The following is a 16,018-nucleotide window of genomic DNA, read 5'->3' as shown; positions in this document are numbered from 1 at the left end:
TCTGGAGAGACGTGATGACGACTCAAACGCTGGAAGTGCTGGTCGCCGCTGCCCGAAATGGCGATGGCAAAGCCTTGGAAGCCATCCTGGGTACCATCCAGAAGGAAATCTACAATCTTGCGTTGCGCATGCTCTGGTGTCCTCATGATGCTGCAGACGCGTGCCAGGAGATTCTGCTGAAGATCGTCACGCGTCTCTCCAGCTTCGAAGGCCGCAGCGCGTTCAGGACATGGGCCTTTCGCGTCGCCGTCAACCACCTGCTGAATCAAAAAGCCGGACGTGTGGAAGCCGAGCATCTTTCCTTCGAACAATTCGGCGCCGATCTCGCCCAGGATCTCGCCGAATCACCGGCTTCGACCTCAGATCCTGAGTATGCGCGTCTGATCCATGAGGTCAGAATCGGCTGTACGCACGCCATGCTGATCTGTCTCGACCGCGAGCACCGCGCCGCTTTCGTGCTGGGCGATATCCTGCAACTATCCAGTCAGGAAGCGGCCTATGTCATGGATCTGCCCGATGCGGCGTTTCGCAAGCGGCGATCGCGGGCACGGCAACGCATTGTTGAATTCATGAGGACGCATTGCGGCTTGGTCGAGGAGGCCGCCCCCTGTCGTTGTGAGCGGCGTGTCGATCATGCCGTGGCAACGGGAATCGTGAATCGCTCCAGTTTGCTGTTTGCCTCGAACGACGAGCCGAGTACCGACGAACTCCACACGCATGTGGCTGAGCTGTCTGCGCTGCAGCGCTCCATCACCGTCCATCGGCGCAATCCGATGCCCGATGCCCCCGACCCATCTCTGGACGCGCTCAAGCAGTTGTTGAGAACCGGCGCGGTGCAGAGCCTGCAATGACACGGCGCCAGTCAAGGCGTCGACATCTCCGATGGTTGTTGCGCGATTTCCCGGGCCGAGGAAGCCGCTCACCCAGGTCCATTCGGCTCCCTTGAGTTTCCTCGGAGCTGCACGCCGGGTGGTTTGCGGATTCGATCCGGACACGTGCATCGGCGTCGCGACGCTCCCCGTAAGGTGCAGCGCTACTCCTCCGGTCATCGGTCGCTTGCGTTCGCGAGTGATTGCGTGACGGGAAGCGCGTCTGGTGAAGACAACAGGGCGGGTTTGAAGGTTTGGCCATAACCTGACGGCAGTCGGTCGGCCGCAACAGGGCGAACCGATCAGGCTGGGTCCTGATCGTCCAGTGGAAAATGGCAGCGCACGGTGCGATCGGCGCCGAGCGGCCGCAGCGTCGGCGCCTCAAGGCGGCACCGCTCCTGGGCGCGTGGGCAGCGCGGATGAAAGGCGCAGCCCGGCGGCGGATCGAGCGGCGAGGGCAAATCGCCGGCGACCGGCACGCGCAGCGGGGCGCCGGGCCGCGGTTCGGGCACGGCGTCCAGCAGGCCGCGGGTGTAGGGATGCCGGGGCGCGGCAAAGATCGCCGCGGTGGGCCCGGCTTCGACGGTCCGACCCAGGTACATGACCTGGATGCGGTGGCTGATGTGGCGCACCACGGCCAGATCGTGGGCGATGAAGACGAGCCCCAGCCCCTGCTCGGCCTGCAGATCCTGCAGCAGGTTGACGATCTGGCCTTGAATGGAAACATCCAGCGCCGAGACCGGCTCGTCGCATACCAAGAGCCGTGGGCGCAGCATCAGCGCGCGGGCGATGCCGATGCGCTGGCATTGCCCGCCCGAAAACTCGTGCGGATAGCCATCCAGTGCAGCCGTGCCGAGACCGACGCGTTCCAACAGCGACAGGGCGCGAGCCCGCACCGCCAGCGTGGTCATGGCCGGCTCGTGCACGCGCATCGGCTCGGCCAGGATCTGGCCCACGGTCATGCGCGGGTCGAGACTGGCCAGGGGGTCCTGGAACACCATCTGGGCGTGGCGGCGGTGAGCACGCAGCGCCCGCGGCGAAAGCGCGGTCAGATCCACGCCCTCGAGCATCACCCGGCCGCGGGTGATGGGTGTGAGACCCAGCAGCGCGCGGCCGAGGGTGGATTTGCCGCAGCCCGATTCCCCGACGATGCCCAGGGTCTCGCCAGCGGCGAGTGTGAGGCTGACCGCTTCCACGGCCTGCAGGGCACGCGGGCGGCGCAACAGGCCGCTGCCGACCGGATAGTGGACTGCAAGATCCTGCGCGTCGATCAGCAGCCTCCCGCTCATGGCATGGGGTCCAAGGCGGATGGCGCCGCCGGGGGCTGCCAGTGGCAGCGCCGGCCGCGCGTGGCGGATTCCTCGGCCCACCCCGGATGGTGGGTCGTGCACACCGCCATGGCGTGGCGGCAACGCGGTGCAAAGGCACATCCGGGCGGCCGGGTGCGCGGATCGGGGGGATGACCGGCCAGCGTCGCCAGGCGACGCGCACTGTGCTGCCGCGCCGGCAGGGATTCGAGCAGACCCTCCGTGTAGGGGTGGCGCGGATGGGCGAGCAGCTCGGCCACCGGCCCCTGTTCGACGCCTTCGCCCGCATACATGACTAGCATGCGGTCGCAGACGGCGGCAACCACGCCCAGATCATGGGTGATGAGCAGCATGGCCGTCCCCAGCTCACGCCGCAGCGCCGCGAGCAGATCCAGGATCTGGGCCTGGACGGTGACGTCGAGCGCCGTGGTGGGCTCGTCAAGGATCAGCACCTCGGGCTGGGGCAGGAGCGCCATGGCGATCATCACCCGCTGGCGCATGCCGCCGGAAAGTTCGTGCGGATACTGATCGAGCCGTCGCCGGGCATCGGTGATGCGCACCGCCTCGAGCATGCGCAACGCCTCGGCGCGCGCCTCCCGGCGTGACTGGCCGCGGTGCAGCACGAGCGTTTCGGTCATCTGGCGCTCGATGCTGAGGTAGGGGTTGAGTGCCGTCATCGGGTCCTGGAACACCACGCCGATGCGCACGCCCCGGATCCGGCCCATCTGGCGCTCCGGCTGGCCGAGCAGCGGCGCGCCGTCGAGGGTCGCCACGCCCGTGGCACGGCCGTTGTCCGCCAGCAGGCCGAGCAGCGCCATGGCGCTCTGCGTCTTGCCGGAACCCGATTCGCCGACCAGTGCCAGCGCCTCACCCCGGTGCAGGGTGAAGCTCACTTCGCGCACCGCCACCACCGGGCCGCTGTCGGTCGTGAAATGCACGCCGAGATCACGCACTGTGAGCAGCGGCGCGGCGTGGGCCGCCGAAATCGCGCTCATCGTTCGTGCCCCGGGCGTAACGCGTACAGCCGGCTCATCGTCAGCGGTCCTTGGGGTCCAGCGCATCGCGCAGGCCGTCGCCGAGGAAGTTGAAACAGAACAGCGTCACCGCCAGGAAAAGCCCCGGGAAGATCAGCAACCAGGGGCCGGCTTCCATCTGCTGGGCGCCGTCGTTGACCAGCGCACCCCAGCTGGTGAAGGGTTCCTGCACGCCCAGCCCGAGAAAGCTCAGAAAGGATTCGACCAGAATCACCTGCGGGATGGTGAGCGTGACGTAGACCACCACGACGCCGAGCAGGTTGGGGACGATGTGCTTGGCAATGATGCGCCAGCCGGGTGCGCCGTAGGCCTGGGCAGCAAGCACGAACTCGCGTTCGCGCAGGGACAGCGTCTGACCGCGTACGATACGCGCCATGTCCAGCCAGTTCACCGCACCGATGGCGATGAAGATCAGGAAGATGTTGCGCCCGAAGAAGACCATGAGCAGGATCACGAAGAACATGAACGGCAGGGCGTAGAGAATGTCCACCACGCGCATCATGAAGGCGTCGACCCGGCCGCCGACATAGCCCGCGGTTGCACCCCAGACGACGCCGATCGCCAGGCTGACCAGCGTCGCCGATAGGCCGACCAGCAGCGAAATGCGCCCGCCGTGCAGCGTGCGCACGAGCAGATCGCGGCCGAGGAAATCGGTGCCGAACCAATGGCCGCCGGCGAGCGTGGGCGGCAACAGAATGGCATCCCAGTCGCTGCGGTCGAAGGCGTTGGGGCTGAGTACGGGACCCAGTGTGACCGCCAGTACCAGCAGACCCAGCAGCAACAGACTGGTCATCGCGGGGCGATTGCGCCGCAGTCGGCGCAGGGCATCGCTCCATAGCCCTCGGCCCATGGGTTGAGGCGTGGCGGCGTTCGGGGCCGCCGGGGTCATGCGGTGTACCTCACACGCGGATCCAGCAGGGCGTAGAGCAGGTCCACCAGAAAGTTGAAGACGATGATGAGCGCGCCGTAGAACACCACCACGCCCATGACCAGCGTGTAGTCGCGGTTAAGTGCGCCCTGCACGAAGTAGCGCCCCAGGCCGGGGATGCCGAAGATTGCCTCGATGACCACCGAACCGGTGATGACACCAGCCAGTGCCGGGCCGAGGAAGGAGACCACGGGTAGCAGCGTCGGTTTCAGCGCATGGCGAACCAGGATCACCCGCAGCGGCAAGCCCTTGGCGCGCGCCGTGCGGATGAAGGGACTGCGCCAGACTTCGATCAGACTGGCGCGCGTCAACCGTGCGATGTAGGCCAGTAGCGGTAGCGATAGCGCGGTCACCGGCAGGATCCAGGCGCTCAGGCCGCCGCTCAGCCCGCCGGCCGGCAGCCAGCCGAGATGCACCGCGAACACCAGGATCAACAGCGGCGCGACCACGAAACCCGGCACCGAGATACCGGTCATGGCGGCCGCCATGGTCACGTGATCGAGCGGACGATTCTGGCGCAGGGCGGCGAGCATGCCCGCCGGCAGGCCGATGAGCAGGGCCACGGCCATGGCGGCGAGCCCAAGGCGCAACGACACCGGAAAGCCCTGGGCGATCAGCTCGTTCACCGTGTAGTCGGCGTACTTGAACGACGGTCCCAGATCGCCGCGGGCCAGATCACCGAGATAGCGCAAGTACTGCTGCCACAGTGGTTCGTCGAGATGATACTTAGCGGCCAGGTTGGCCTCGATCTCGGGCGGCAGGTTCTTTTCCGCGTCGAAAGGTCCGCCGGGCGCGGCACGCACCAGAAAAAACGACAGCGTCACCAGGACCAGAAGCGTCGGCCAGGCGCCGAGAAAGCGCCGTAAGCTGTAAGTCAGCATGCTCATCCGTTGCGGGCTGGCCCCGTCTGCTCCTCATGGTGACAGTGGATGGATACCGGCCGCCGCGCAGGACGCAGGGCCGAGGGCCGATGGTAGCGCGATCGGCACGCCGCTCACACCTATTGACACGAGATGACGTGCTTCAGCCAACCGGAAATACATCCGCTTTCTCGCTCTCTCTGTGTACGGTAAGACGATCCGTTGCTCCAGACCGTCCGAATCGGGTCATCAGGTTGATGCAAAAGCGCATCACCCAGACCGGTTCGCCAGTGAGACGGCTTCCTTGGCCTTGAGTACGCGCGTTTCCTGCAGCTGCGCATTGGTGGATACCTGATCACCGGCCTGCCCGGGCACGGGGTCGCCGGCACCAGTGATGCGGTGTCGGTGCGCGGCTTGTCGCCATGGCGCAGGATCATCCCGCGCGGCCCGTATGTCGCGGATCGCCGCCACGGCCTGTTCGGCCCGGCCCTCTAATGATGGTGTTGGCGGTTACCATGGCGAGGATCATCTGGATGTTCACCCGGCTCGGGAGCAGCGCGGTGACCTCCACCGCGAGCAGCAGCACATAGATCGGCACCTTGTGTCGGTGCGCCAGAAGCGCAGCAGGAGATGGTGCCGCGGCGCCTCCGGCAGGCCGTCGGGGCCACGGTGTTCGCGCTGCGGGTCGATTCGGAGTCGAGTCCCGCTAAGGGGTCGGCCGCTGCTCGGTTTCGATCGCCGGAATATCGATACGTTCCTCCAGATCGGCACCGCCCAGCAGCTCGACTGCGCGGTCGGCGGCGTCATGGAAGGGCTCGACCACCAGATCGGCGCCCAGCGCCTGCAGGGCTTCGGTATCCTCACCATTGTGGGAGGCGACCGCGATGCGACCGCCGAAGCCGGCACCGCGCGCCAGCTGGATCAGCGTGGCGCGCGTGTCGTCGTGGGTGACGCCGGTGGCGTGGCTGGGTGTAGTGGACACCAGCCAGCGCGTACCGGCCAGTGGTAGATCGGCGATGAACCCGGGATCGGTGGCGTCGCCATAACGGGTGTCGATGCCGAGCTTCCGGCTGCGATGCACTGCCTGCGGGTTGAAATCCACGCCCAGCACCCGCAGCCCGCGCCGATGCAGGCGCACGGCGATCGCGGTTCCGAAGCGTCCCAGCCCGAAGATGATCACTGCCGGGTGGTCACCGGTCAGAACCTCGTCCTGGCTGCTTTCCCGCGGGGTGTTGCGACGTTCGAAGATGTCGAGCAGCGGCTCGCACCAAGCATAGAGTTGGTGTGAGTAGGTGATCATGTAAGTGGACAGAGCGATGGTCACCAGCCCGACCAGGGTCACCAAGCCCAGCGCTTCCTGCTCGACGTGGCCAAGGGCGACGCCCATGGCGATGAAGATCAAGGAGAACTCGCTGATCTGCGCCACGGTGAGGCCGGCCAGAAAGCCCGTGCGCTTTCGGTAGCCCATGGCGCCCATGATGGCCAGTACGATCAGCGGATTGCCGATCAGCACGAATAGCGAAAGGACAACCGCGGCAGGCAGGTTGGCGCCGAGCAGGGACAGATCGAGGGTCGCCCCCAGGGCGATGAAGAAGAATAGCAGCAGGAAGTCGCGCAGCGGCGCCAGGCGCGCCGCGATGGTCTCGCGATAGGGCGTGGAGGCCAGTGAGATGCCCGCCAGCAGGCCACCGACCTCTTTGCCGAGGCCGACGAAGTCGCCGATCGCTGCGAACAGGGCCGCCTGGGCCACGGCAAAGATCACCAGCAGCTCCGGCGTCCGCGCCAGCCGCTCGGTCAGCGGCGTGGCGACATGGCGCACGAACAGCATCACCAACGCCACCAGCCCCAGGCCCGAGGCCAGCACGCTGAGCATGTCGCCGCCGCCGTGGCCTTCGGCGGTGCCGATGCCGATCGCGGACAGCACGATCATCGCCAGCACCACCACTAGGTCCTGCACGATCAGGAAGCCGAGCGCGATCTGGCCGTGCAGCGCGTCGATCTCGCGTTTGTCCGAGAGCAGCTTGACGACGATGATCGTCGAGGAAAAGGTCAGCGCTACCGCCACATACAGGCTGGTGACCGGCGTCAGGCCGAGGCCGAGCCCGATCAGATAACCAAAGAACGAGGTGAAGGCTACCTGACCCAGCCCGGTCAGGAGCGCCACCGGCCCCAGAGAGCGGATCAGCTTCACATCGAGCTTGATCCCGACCAGAAACAACAGCACCGCGATACCGAGTTCCGCGAGCAGGCCGATCTGGTCGTTGGAGCGCACCACGTCCAGGCCCGAGGGGCCAGCAAGCAGCCCGACAGCGATGAAACTGACGACCAGCGGCTGGCGCAGTGTGGTACCCAACAGCCCGACACCTGCAGCCAGCACCAGCAGCACGGCGATCTCGCCGAAGGCAGTGTGGATGATGTTTTCCATGGGGCCTCCTGGCTTGGGAAACCGTGCTCCTCTGGCAGGAGGCACTGTATGTCGCTTGCGTTGATTTTTGTGTGATCATCAGGGTATGCGGCCAGATTACCAGCGGTGAACCCGAAGCCGCTGGCGATTGGGGACAACCGCCAACCGGAGCCCCGTTCTCGGTACAGTGACAGGGAAGTGTCCGTCAGTGGAGAGCTGGGGAATTGCTCGAGCGTCGCCGTGACGGGGGCTTGGGCGTCAGTGGATTGACCGCCGGGGCCCGCAAAACTCCCTACACCGGTTTACAGGAGGGCTAAGCATGCCGGCACCGCTGAAACTCATGGTCGCAACGGATTTCTCGGAACGGTCCGACCGTGCCCTGCGGCGTGCAACGTTGATTGCCCGGGAGGTTGAAGCCGAGTTGTCCTTGATCCATGTGGTTGATGAAGATCAACCTCGCCGGATCGTTGAGGCCGAGCGGAACAATGCCTTGGCCATATTACACGAGCAGGTCTCGACCCTGCGCGAGATGGACGGCGTCTCCTGTATGAGTCGCGTTGTAATCGGAACCGTTTTCGGCGGTATCGTCCAAGCGACGCGCGAGGAGTCACCCGCTGTGCTGATCATCGGTCCCCACCGCCGACAGGAGTTGCGGGATCTGTTCATGGGCACCACCGCCGAACGAACGATCCGCGAGGTTTCCTGCCCGGTTCTGATGACCAATGGCCCGCCGGTTGCGCCTTACCGAAAATGCGTGCTAACCACAGACTGCTCGGACGGTTCGCGGCGGGCGCTCGGTGCGGCTGATTCACTCGGCATCGCCCCGGGCGCAATTTCCTCCTTGATGTACGTCTTCGACGCGCCGGTGTTGCGGCTAGCCATGAGCTATACGTTATCTGAGCATGAAAAAACGGATTATCTTGACGATGAACGCAGGGAAGCAATGCGCCATTTGGTCGAATTCGCTGCAAAACTATCGATCAAACAACCCACTCTCATTGTGCGGCAAGACAAATCCACCCCGGCGTCGGAGATCCTGGCAGCCGCAGAGGAGCAGTCCTCGGATCTGATCGTGGTCGGTACGCGCGGCGCCAGCGGGTTTACTCGGCTTCTCTTGGGCAGCGTGGCCGAGGAAGTTCTGCGCCGCGCCCGCTGTGATGTGTTGGCGGTGCCACCGGGAAGCCTTGGATGAGTCTCGATGGCTCCGGATGTGGCGCTGCCCATTCTGTCAACTGTAAAGTATCGCTGATCACGCGCTGCGGTGTGGAGGAAAGTCGGGTGCCGACCTGAACGGATAAACCTCCGCGTTGGCCAAACCCATTCATGGGCCGGTTGCAGTAGCGCTGCTGGCCTACAGCGTGTCTGGCTCACGGAAGAAAGCGTTGTCCGCGGTGCCCCAGTAACCCGACGCTGCCGACCCGGAACGCGCAGACACGACCTTGACCACACCTCGTGGCTGATTGCTCGGCGGCGCCCTAAAACCAAAGGTGCAGGCGAAATCCTCATTCAATCAAGTGAAGTTGTGGATTTCCGAGACAGAACGCTAGACCTGCCGGTTATCAGCCCTTCATGGCTCAGCTGCAGTGAAGGGGATCGATCCCGTTTCGCGCCGTGTGCCGCGCCGCATGCGTATCGGTTGCAAGCCGTCTCGCGCACGCAGACGCCATAGCGGGTTTTGGCGGCTCGGATCGGTAAATGGCATCATGCCCGCTTTTGCTTTGGGGGAAGAGGCAAGGATGCCAGCGCCAGATACGATGCGATCGAACAATGGGCACGAAACCTCAAGCAAGGGCCGCGTGCTGTTCGCCAGCCTGGTCGGCACGACCATCGAATTCTTCGATTTCTATATCTATGCCACGGCCGCGGTGCTGGTTTTCCCCGCACTGTTCTTTCCAGGCGGCGATCCCACCACCGGCATGCTGCAATCGCTGGCGACCTTCGCCATTGCGTTCTTCGCCCGGCCGGTGGGTTCGGCGCTGTTTGGCCACTTCGGCGATCGCGTCGGCCGCAAGGCCACGCTGGTGGCAGCACTGCTGACGATGGGCCTGTCGACGCTGCTGATCGGTCTATTGCCTACCTACGCCCAGATCGGTGTCGCGGCTCCGGCGCTGCTGGCGCTGTGCCGGTTCGGACAGGGGCTGGGTCTGGGCGGCGAATGGGGCGGCGCCGTGCTGCTCGCCACCGAAAACGCACCACCCGGCCGCCGGGCCTGGTACGGCATGTTTCCACAACTGGGCGCGCCGATCGGGTTCATTCTCTCGGGCGGATCGTTTCTGCTGCTGACGCACTATCTCGACGAGGCCGCATTTTTCGCCTGGGGCTGGCGGGTCCCGTTTCTGGCCAGCAGCGTGCTCGTGGCGGTGGGGCTCTGGGTGCGACTGAATCTCGAGGAAACGCCGGTGTTTCGGCAAGCGCTGGCAGCCGAGACGCGCGAGCGCCTGCCGATTCTCACCGTCCTGCGGACCCATCCGGGCGCGCTGTTGCGCGGGACGGTTCTGGGCCTGTGCACCTTTGTGCTGTTCTACCTGATGACGGTGTTCACGCTGACCTGGGGCACCACCGCGCTGGGCTATTCGCGCGAGCGCTTCCTGTTGATCCAGTTGTTTGGCGTGTTGTTCTTTGGCTTGACCATTCCGCTGGCGGCCCATCTGGCGGACCAACGGGGCAGGCGCTGGATCATGCTGGCCGCCAGCGGCGGCATCGCGCTGTTCGGCTTCGGTTTCGCGCCGCTTTTCGGGGCCGGCAGCGAGGGGGCCATCCTGTTGTTCATGGCACTGGGACTGGGCTTGATGGGGCTCACCTACGGCCCGCTCGGCACCTTGCTGAGCGAGCAGTTTCCCACCGCCGTGCGATACACCGGTGCTTCCCTCGCCTTCAACCTGGCCGGGATCTTCGGCGCCTCCCTGGCGCCTTATATCGCCACCTGGCTGGCCACGCGGCATGGCCTGCACACGGTGGGCTGGTATCTGTCCGCGGCGGCGCTGCTCACTGCGCTGGCGGTGTGGCAGACGCGCGAAAGCAAGGCTGAAGCCCTGTAGACCGGTGGTTTCATTCCGCTTTTGTCGGCCGGAGATGGCGCACGAGGCACGCTCCATGATAGGAAGGATGAATGCCAAACGCTGTCCGTCCACCCCACCGCCTATTCGCCGTTCTCAATCCGGTCGGGGGGCATTGCGACCCGGTCGCCGTCCGGGCGGGCTTGCAGGCGCACTGCGCGCGCAGCGGCCAGCGCTGCACGATTTACGAGACCACCGGGGCTGAGAACGAGGATGTCCCGGCGCGGGTGCGCGAAGCGGTGGCCGACGGCGCCGAACTGGTGATTGCGATCGGCGGTGACGGGACGGTTTCGCAGGTCGCCCAAGGGCTCTCCGGCGGGCCCATTCCGCTGGCCGTGATTCCGGTCGGAACGGCGAATGTGTTCGCCCGTGTCATGGGCATTCCGCTGGAACTGGAGGCTGCCTGTGCCCTGCTATCGGCCTTTGCGGTGCGCAGAGTCGACGCCATGGAATCGGACGGCTGGCTCTATGTGTTGCATCTGGGCGCGGGCCTGTCTTCGCTCATGATCCGCGACACCGATCGCGCCGCCAAGCGGCGCTTCGGCCGACTGGCTTATGTGTGGACCGCTGTGCGTACCTTGAGCGGGCTGCAGCCACATCGCTTCGAGATCGTGGTCGACGGATCGCGCCACCGTCTGCGTGCCAAGCAGGTCTTCATCGCCAACGGCGGATATTGGGGCACCGAGGCCATCCGTCTGGGGCCGGATATCGCACCGGACGACGGCGTGATCGATCTGTGCATTCTGAATGGCCGTACCGTGATCGATTTCGCCGGCATCGGCTGGGATTTTCTCTGGGGCCGGCATCGGCGCAATCGCAAGGTTCGCTATCTCCGGGCGCAGCGCGCCATTACCCTCGACAGCCGGCCTCGCCTGCCGGTTCAGGGCGATGGCGAAATCGTCGGCCGGACACCGATCGAACTGTGCATCCGGCCGGCGGCGGTGGCCGTCGCCGTGCCTGACGGCGTGGAGACGGCCTAAGCTGCGCGGCGCTCAGAGCGCTGGCGCGCGCGCTTCCAGCCGCGGTGGATTGTCCATGTTGCGGATGAACTGTTCCGGTCCCGCCGAGCCGACAGTGGCCGGAAACCACAGCACGGCCGTCAGGTCGATATCGAGCTTGCCGACCGGAAGCTTGGTGACCTGAAATCCGAAGCGCGGCAACGCGTGCGGGAAGGTCTCGTAGTCGTAGGACTGCTTTGGCTTAGCAGAGTCGACATAGGTGCCCCGGCCTTCGACTGGCCAATCCGGTGGAATGTCGAACTGCATCACCACATCCCATCCGCGGCCGCTTTCCAGCCAGAGCCATGTGGCGTCGGGGATGCGGATGTCGAGCTGCTCTTCCGCGGCGCTGACCTGGCCGTCGACGGCATGATACTGACCACTGGGGTTGATGGCCGCGGCAAACCGCCCGCCTCGCATGTCGTTCATGTCGAGCCCGATGTCGATGACCGGCTTGTTGAGCACGCGGGTCAGGATCTCGCCGCCCGGAATATGCAGTTTCACCGGCAGCGAAATGCCTTGGTCGTAGACGGTCATGTCCGTCAGGATGCGGAACACCGGGATGCCGGCCACCACCACCCAGATCTTGAGCTTGAGCACTTCGCGCACCGGGCCATGCTTGACGCCGGCCAGCTCGGCCTTGAGGTTTTCGATGTCGACCGTCACTCGCGGCCAGGGCACCACGACCCCGGTGGCGATTTCCAGAATCAGCGTGTCCAGAACGCGATGTTCCGGCGTGGGGCCCGCGTTGGCCCGAAAATCCTCGAACTTGAGGATGTTTCTCGGATTGTTTCGGAAATTGAAGAACGTGGCGTCGAGCGTCCATTTCTCCTGATCGTATTGCACGTAGTCGCTCGGATCACGCCGCTGTGAGTCTTCGGCGACATAGGCATGGCGCGTTTTTCCGTTGTAGCGAAAGGTCAGCTCCTGGACGATTCGCCCGTCGTCGAGGCGATGGGCGGCCGGGTCGAGCCGCTCGCTGCCCGTATCGCGATACATGAAAACCAGTTCATCTTCGCCGTCGAAGACCCCCTCCGCCCCCTGAATGGATCCGGAAACGCCCGGGGCGTAGACCCAGCCGTCCGTGTCGCGTTCGTCGATCTGAAATGGGATCGGCACCAGCTGACCGGATCGCACCGCCAGCACGGACAGCGTTTCAATGCGCTTTCCCGCCAGCTGCGGGCTCTGGCTGGCTTTGACAGTGGGCGCGTAGACCCAAGTGTAATGGTCCAGGTCCAGCGCCTGGACCATTTGGTCCCACTGCGTCGTGCTCAGCCGGAACGACAGCGTCCGGTCCTGTGCCAACAGGCTGGGTTCGGCTTTCAGACGCATGATGAACTGATCGAATTGCGCGCCCTTCAGGCTGTCGTACGCTGCGGGCGCGGCGCTCCAGCCTGTACCGGCCCACGCCAACAGGACTGCCAGAACCCATCGACGGACATACGATTCCTTGTGACCCATAACTGTCTCCTCCTGAACTTCTTATGGGCGGCCGCCAAGGATGGCCGCAGGGGCTACTACCCCTAGGAGATTCAAGCGCATACGCAGCGGAACGCAACTTCAGATCGGTTCGAGTACGTCAACAAGTCGGGTCATTGCAGGATGGTGTACTCAAATCGCAGATCCTCCGTGAGCCATCGCGATTCGACAATTTCGTCCGGGTGTACCAGCAGGTACTTTCACGTCGTCGTGCCGACGTTCAAAGCGTGATCGGATGGGTTCCCGCGCCAGCGCACGGCAGCAGCAGCCGTAGCCTGCACTTCTTGCGTCTGGATGTCTGATCGCGCCTAGGATTCCACCGTGAAGATCGTGGCATCGGTTTTGGCCAAGAAGTCCGGAACGTACTTGGGCTGCTCGGTGCCGAGCTTGTCGTACATCTGGAGCTACACCTTCGCGGGCTTGAATCACTTTGTCGCGTCGCACTCCAGGATGATGGGACGCACCGCTCGGTGTCCGAGTCGAACGCTGCAGGGGATATGGGTGCGCGCGAATTTGCCGAACAGCATTTACTGGATGCGACTGGGACCAAGCACGGTGTCCCGGAAATGGCGGGCCGCCTGGCCTGCCGTGGCGGTGCCGGTGCATGGCTTGAGTTCGGTGAAGCCGAGACTGGCCTGCGCCTCGTGCTCGGTCACCTCCTCCCAGAAGTGAGTCATCTTCTGCGCGTGGATTTCCCGTGTGATCAGGCGAAACTGCGGGACAAACGGCCGCTTTTGAATAACGCTCTAGTAAACAATGCGCTCACCTCGACCTTCTGCCGGAGCAGCGCCTCCAACTGCTTGATCAGCTTGTTGCGCTGGGCTTTGATGTCATCCAGCCGGGTGAACAGTTCACATGGCAGCTTGCTGCGCTTGCCTTCTAGTTCACGCTGGCGCTTCTAGTGTGCCGGCTTCTTTATCCAGCGTGGGCGAGGTCGTCGCCGTGCGGCGACCCTCCCTTGATATCGGCGGTCGATCGCTTTGATTTCCTGCTCACGGCCCAGGTTCAGGTCGTCCCCCCAGGCATCGAGCTTTCGCACTTCCTGCTCGAAATTACCGAGTTTGCATGGAGGGATCTCACGCAGCAGTTCGTTGGAAGGCTTGTCAGTGCCCCGAGGGGAACGGTCGGACCTGCGTTGAGGCGCGAGGCCCCGGCGCTGGGCCGGGGGTATCGGGAGCAGGGGCGTGATTTTACTCTTCGGCTGGGGACGCTTGGCGCTCGACCTGGCTGACATCCCGCACGGCGCCGAAGGCGGCGGAGGTGGTCATGGCGGCGTAGGCGCGCAGCGCTGCGGACACCCGGCGCGCTCGCGGGGTGGCGGGCTTCCACGCGTCCGCACCCCGATCCGCCATCGCGGCGCGGCGCCGCGCCAGTTCGTCCTCGGCGACGCGTAGGTGGATCCTTCGTGCGGGGATGTCGATGTCGATGAGATCACCTTCCTCGACCAGGCCGATCGTGCCGCCCTCGGCTGCCTCGGGCGAGGCGTGGCCGATGGACAATCCTGAGGTGCCGCCGGAAAAACGCCCGTCGGTGACCAGGGCGCAGAGCTTGCCGAGGCCCTTGGATTTCAGATAGCTGGTGGGGTAGAGCATTTCCTGCATGCCCGGGCCGCCGCGCGGGCCTTCATAGCGGATCACCACGACGTCGCCGGGGCCGATGCGGTCGCCGAGGATGGCATCCACGGCCGCATCCTGCGATTCGAACACGCGCGCCGGGCCGGAGAACTTGAGGATATGCTCGTCCACGCCCGCAGTCTTGACGATGCAGCCGTCCTTGGCGAGGTTGCCGTAGAGCACGGCCAGGCCCCCGTCCTGCGAATAGGCGTGCGCGATGTCGCGAATGCAGCCGCCGGCGCGGTCCAGATCGAGTTCGGCGAAGCGGCGCTCCTGCGAGAAGGCGACCTGGGTCGGCACGCCGCCGGGCGCGGCGCGGAAGTAATGGTGAACCGCGTCATCCTGCGTGCGGCGGATGTCCCATTCGTCGATCTGCGCGCCGAGGCTCGCGTGCAGCACGGTTGGCACATCGCGATGGATCAGCCCGCCGCGCTCCAGTTCCCCGAGGATGGCCATCACGCCGCCGGCGCGGTGCACGTCTTCCATGTGATAGATCTGGATGGATGGCGCGACCTTGGCCAGATGCGGCACGTGGCGTGACATGCGGTCGATGTCGGCCATGGTGAAATCGACGCCGGCCTCGAAGGCGGCGGCCAGCAGGTGCAGCACGGTGTTGGTCGACCCCCCCATGGCGATGTCCAGGGCGATGGCGTTCTCGAAGGCGGCAAAGGTCGCGATGTTGCGCGGCAGCACGGCGGCATCGTTGTCTTCGTAGTAGCGCCGGGTGTTGGCGACGATCAGCCGCGCTGCGCGCCGGAACAGTCCTTCGCGATCGGCATGGGTGGCGAGCAGGGAGCCATTGCCCGGCAGCGACAGGCCCAGTGCTTCGGTGAGGCAGTTCATGGAGTTGGCGGTGAACATGCCCGAGCACGAGCCGCAGGTCGGACAGGCGGAGCGCTCGAGCTGCCCCACGCGTTCGTCACTGACCTTGGCATCGGCCGCCGACACCATCGCATCGACCAGGTCGAGCTTGTGCGTCTGATCGTCCCAGATCACCTTGCCGGCTTCCATGGGACCGCCGGAGACGAAAACGGTGGGGATGTTCAGGCGCAGCGCCGCCATGAGCATGCCGGGGGTGATCTTGTCGCAGTTGGAGATGCACACCAGGGCGTCGGCGCAATGCGCGTTCACCATGTATTCGACCGAGTCGGCGATGAGGTCGCGCGAGGGCAGCGAATAGAGCATGCCGTCGTGGCCCATGGCGATGCCGTCGTCCACCGCGATGGTGTTGAATTCCTTGGCCACGGCGCCGGCGGCCTCGATCTCGCGCGCGACGAGCTGACCCATGTCCTTCAGGTGCACATGGCCGGGGACGAACTGGGTGAAGGAATTGGCGACCGCGATGATAGGCTTGGCGAAATCGCCGTCCTTCATGCCGGTGGCGCGCCACAGGGCGCGGGCGCCGGCCATGTTGCGGCCGCGGGTGGTGGTCCAGGAACGATAGTCAGGCATGGCGGTCACTCGCACGTC

13 protein-coding genes are annotated in these 16,018 nt (G+C 65.1%); 5 read left to right on the top strand and 8 right to left on the bottom strand.

All coding sequences use genetic code 11. The features are described 5' to 3' along the window. The first annotated feature begins 14 nt into the window (after positions 1-14). On the top strand, positions 15-851 hold the full coding sequence (locus E4680_RS05515) for an RNA polymerase sigma factor (protein ID WP_167792397.1): 837 nt from the start codon (positions 15-17) through the stop codon (positions 849-851). A gap of 320 nt (positions 852-1,171) precedes the next feature. Here the strand turns inward: E4680_RS05515 and E4680_RS05510 are convergent, their stop codons facing one another. The 6 genes from E4680_RS05510 to E4680_RS05485 form a co-directional block, all read right to left on the bottom strand. Next, positions 1,172-2,158, bottom strand: a complete 987-nt coding sequence (locus tag E4680_RS05510; protein ID WP_135281390.1) for an ABC transporter ATP-binding protein — start codon at positions 2,156-2,158, stop codon at positions 1,172-1,174. Then, positions 2,155-3,171 (bottom strand): ABC transporter ATP-binding protein, encoded by a 1,017-nt coding sequence (locus tag E4680_RS05505; protein ID WP_135281389.1) that lies wholly within the window; start codon positions 3,169-3,171, stop codon positions 2,155-2,157. The genes E4680_RS05510 and E4680_RS05505 overlap by 4 nt, the downstream gene beginning before the upstream one ends. A gap of 40 nt (positions 3,172-3,211) precedes the next feature. Then, the gene (locus E4680_RS05500; RefSeq protein WP_135281388.1) at positions 3,212-4,099 is read right to left on the bottom strand and encodes an ABC transporter permease subunit; all 888 of its coding nucleotides are present in this window, start codon (positions 4,097-4,099) and stop codon (positions 3,212-3,214) included. After that, the gene (gene oppB, locus E4680_RS05495; RefSeq protein ID WP_135281387.1) at positions 4,096-5,019 is read right to left on the bottom strand and encodes an oligopeptide ABC transporter permease OppB; all 924 of its coding nucleotides are present in this window, start codon (positions 5,017-5,019) and stop codon (positions 4,096-4,098) included. Before oppB ends, E4680_RS05500 begins: the two co-directional genes overlap by 4 nt. Positions 5,020-5,268: 249 nt before the next feature. Then, positions 5,269-5,469: a hypothetical protein gene (locus E4680_RS05490; protein ID WP_135281386.1), complete on the bottom strand. Its 201-nt coding sequence runs from the start codon at positions 5,467-5,469 to the stop codon at positions 5,269-5,271. A gap of 235 nt (positions 5,470-5,704) precedes the next feature. Further along, positions 5,705-7,423 carry a cation:proton antiporter gene (locus E4680_RS05485; RefSeq protein ID WP_135281385.1) on the bottom strand — a complete coding sequence of 573 codons (1,719 nt, stop codon included), beginning with the start codon at positions 7,421-7,423 and terminating at the stop codon, positions 5,705-5,707. A 298-nt stretch (positions 7,424-7,721) separates the two neighbouring features. Between E4680_RS05485 and E4680_RS05480 the strand changes: the two genes are divergently transcribed. From E4680_RS05480 to E4680_RS05470, 3 genes are all read left to right on the top strand, one after another. Beyond that, complete coding sequence (locus tag E4680_RS05480; RefSeq protein ID WP_135281384.1) at positions 7,722-8,594, top strand: universal stress protein; 873 nt, start codon at positions 7,722-7,724, stop codon at positions 8,592-8,594. Positions 8,595-9,138: 544 nt separating this feature from the next. Further along, the gene (locus E4680_RS05475; protein ID WP_167792396.1) at positions 9,139-10,440 is read left to right on the top strand and encodes an MFS transporter; all 1,302 of its coding nucleotides are present in this window, start codon (positions 9,139-9,141) and stop codon (positions 10,438-10,440) included. A 71-nt stretch (positions 10,441-10,511) separates the two neighbouring features. Then, positions 10,512-11,438 (top strand): diacylglycerol/lipid kinase family protein, encoded by a 927-nt coding sequence (locus E4680_RS05470; protein WP_135281383.1) that lies wholly within the window; start codon positions 10,512-10,514, stop codon positions 11,436-11,438. 12 nt (positions 11,439-11,450) lie between these two features. Here the strand turns inward: E4680_RS05470 and E4680_RS05465 are convergent, their stop codons facing one another. Continuing rightward, entirely contained in the window at positions 11,451-12,917 is a 1,467-nt protein-coding gene (locus tag E4680_RS05465) for a hypothetical protein (protein WP_135281382.1), read from the bottom strand. A 515-nt stretch (positions 12,918-13,432) separates the two neighbouring features. Here E4680_RS05465 and E4680_RS05460 point away from each other — a divergent pair. After that, on the top strand, positions 13,433-13,837 hold the full coding sequence (locus E4680_RS05460; RefSeq protein ID WP_135281381.1) for a hypothetical protein: 405 nt from the start codon (positions 13,433-13,435) through the stop codon (positions 13,835-13,837). A 288-nt stretch (positions 13,838-14,125) separates the two neighbouring features. On the opposite strand, the gene ilvD is transcribed toward E4680_RS05460, so the two are convergent. Beyond that, positions 14,126-16,000 (bottom strand): dihydroxy-acid dehydratase, encoded by a 1,875-nt coding sequence (ilvD, locus tag E4680_RS05455; protein WP_135281380.1) that lies wholly within the window; start codon positions 15,998-16,000, stop codon positions 14,126-14,128. Between the last annotated feature and the right edge of the window lie 18 nt (positions 16,001-16,018).

The sequence above is a fragment of the Candidatus Macondimonas diazotrophica genome (assembly GCF_004684205.1).
Lineage (GTDB): Bacteria > Pseudomonadota > Gammaproteobacteria > UBA5335 > UBA5335 > Macondimonas > Macondimonas diazotrophica.
The sequence above is the reverse complement of the archived record's forward strand: the minus strand, read 5'-3'. Positions and strand labels throughout refer to the sequence as shown.

Coding starts and splice junctions, on each gene's coding strand:
- E4680_RS05505 (WP_135281389.1), bottom strand. CDS start 3,171: ATGAGCGCGATTTCGGCGGCCCACGCCGCGCCGCTGCTCACAGTGCGT.
- E4680_RS05480 (WP_135281384.1), top strand. CDS start 7,722: ATGCCGGCACCGCTGAAACTCATGGTCGCAACGGATTTCTCGGAACGG.
- ilvD (WP_135281380.1), bottom strand. CDS start 16,000: ATGCCTGACTATCGTTCCTGGACCACCACCCGCGGCCGCAACATGGCC.
- E4680_RS05465 (WP_135281382.1), bottom strand. CDS start 12,917: ATGGGTCACAAGGAATCGTATGTCCGTCGATGGGTTCTGGCAGTCCTG.
- E4680_RS05510 (WP_135281390.1), bottom strand. CDS start 2,158: ATGAGCGGGAGGCTGCTGATCGACGCGCAGGATCTTGCAGTCCACTAT.
- E4680_RS05500 (WP_135281388.1), bottom strand. CDS start 4,099: ATGACCCCGGCGGCCCCGAACGCCGCCACGCCTCAACCCATGGGCCGA.
- E4680_RS05475 (WP_167792396.1), top strand. CDS start 9,139: ATGCCAGCGCCAGATACGATGCGATCGAACAATGGGCACGAAACCTCA.
- oppB (WP_135281387.1), bottom strand. CDS start 5,019: ATGCTGACTTACAGCTTACGGCGCTTTCTCGGCGCCTGGCCGACGCTT.
- E4680_RS05485 (WP_135281385.1), bottom strand. CDS start 7,423: ATGGAAAACATCATCCACACTGCCTTCGGCGAGATCGCCGTGCTGCTG.
- E4680_RS05460 (WP_135281381.1), top strand. CDS start 13,433: ATGGGTGCGCGCGAATTTGCCGAACAGCATTTACTGGATGCGACTGGG.
- E4680_RS05515 (WP_167792397.1), top strand. CDS start 15: ATGACGACTCAAACGCTGGAAGTGCTGGTCGCCGCTGCCCGAAATGGC.
- E4680_RS05470 (WP_135281383.1), top strand. CDS start 10,512: ATGCCAAACGCTGTCCGTCCACCCCACCGCCTATTCGCCGTTCTCAAT.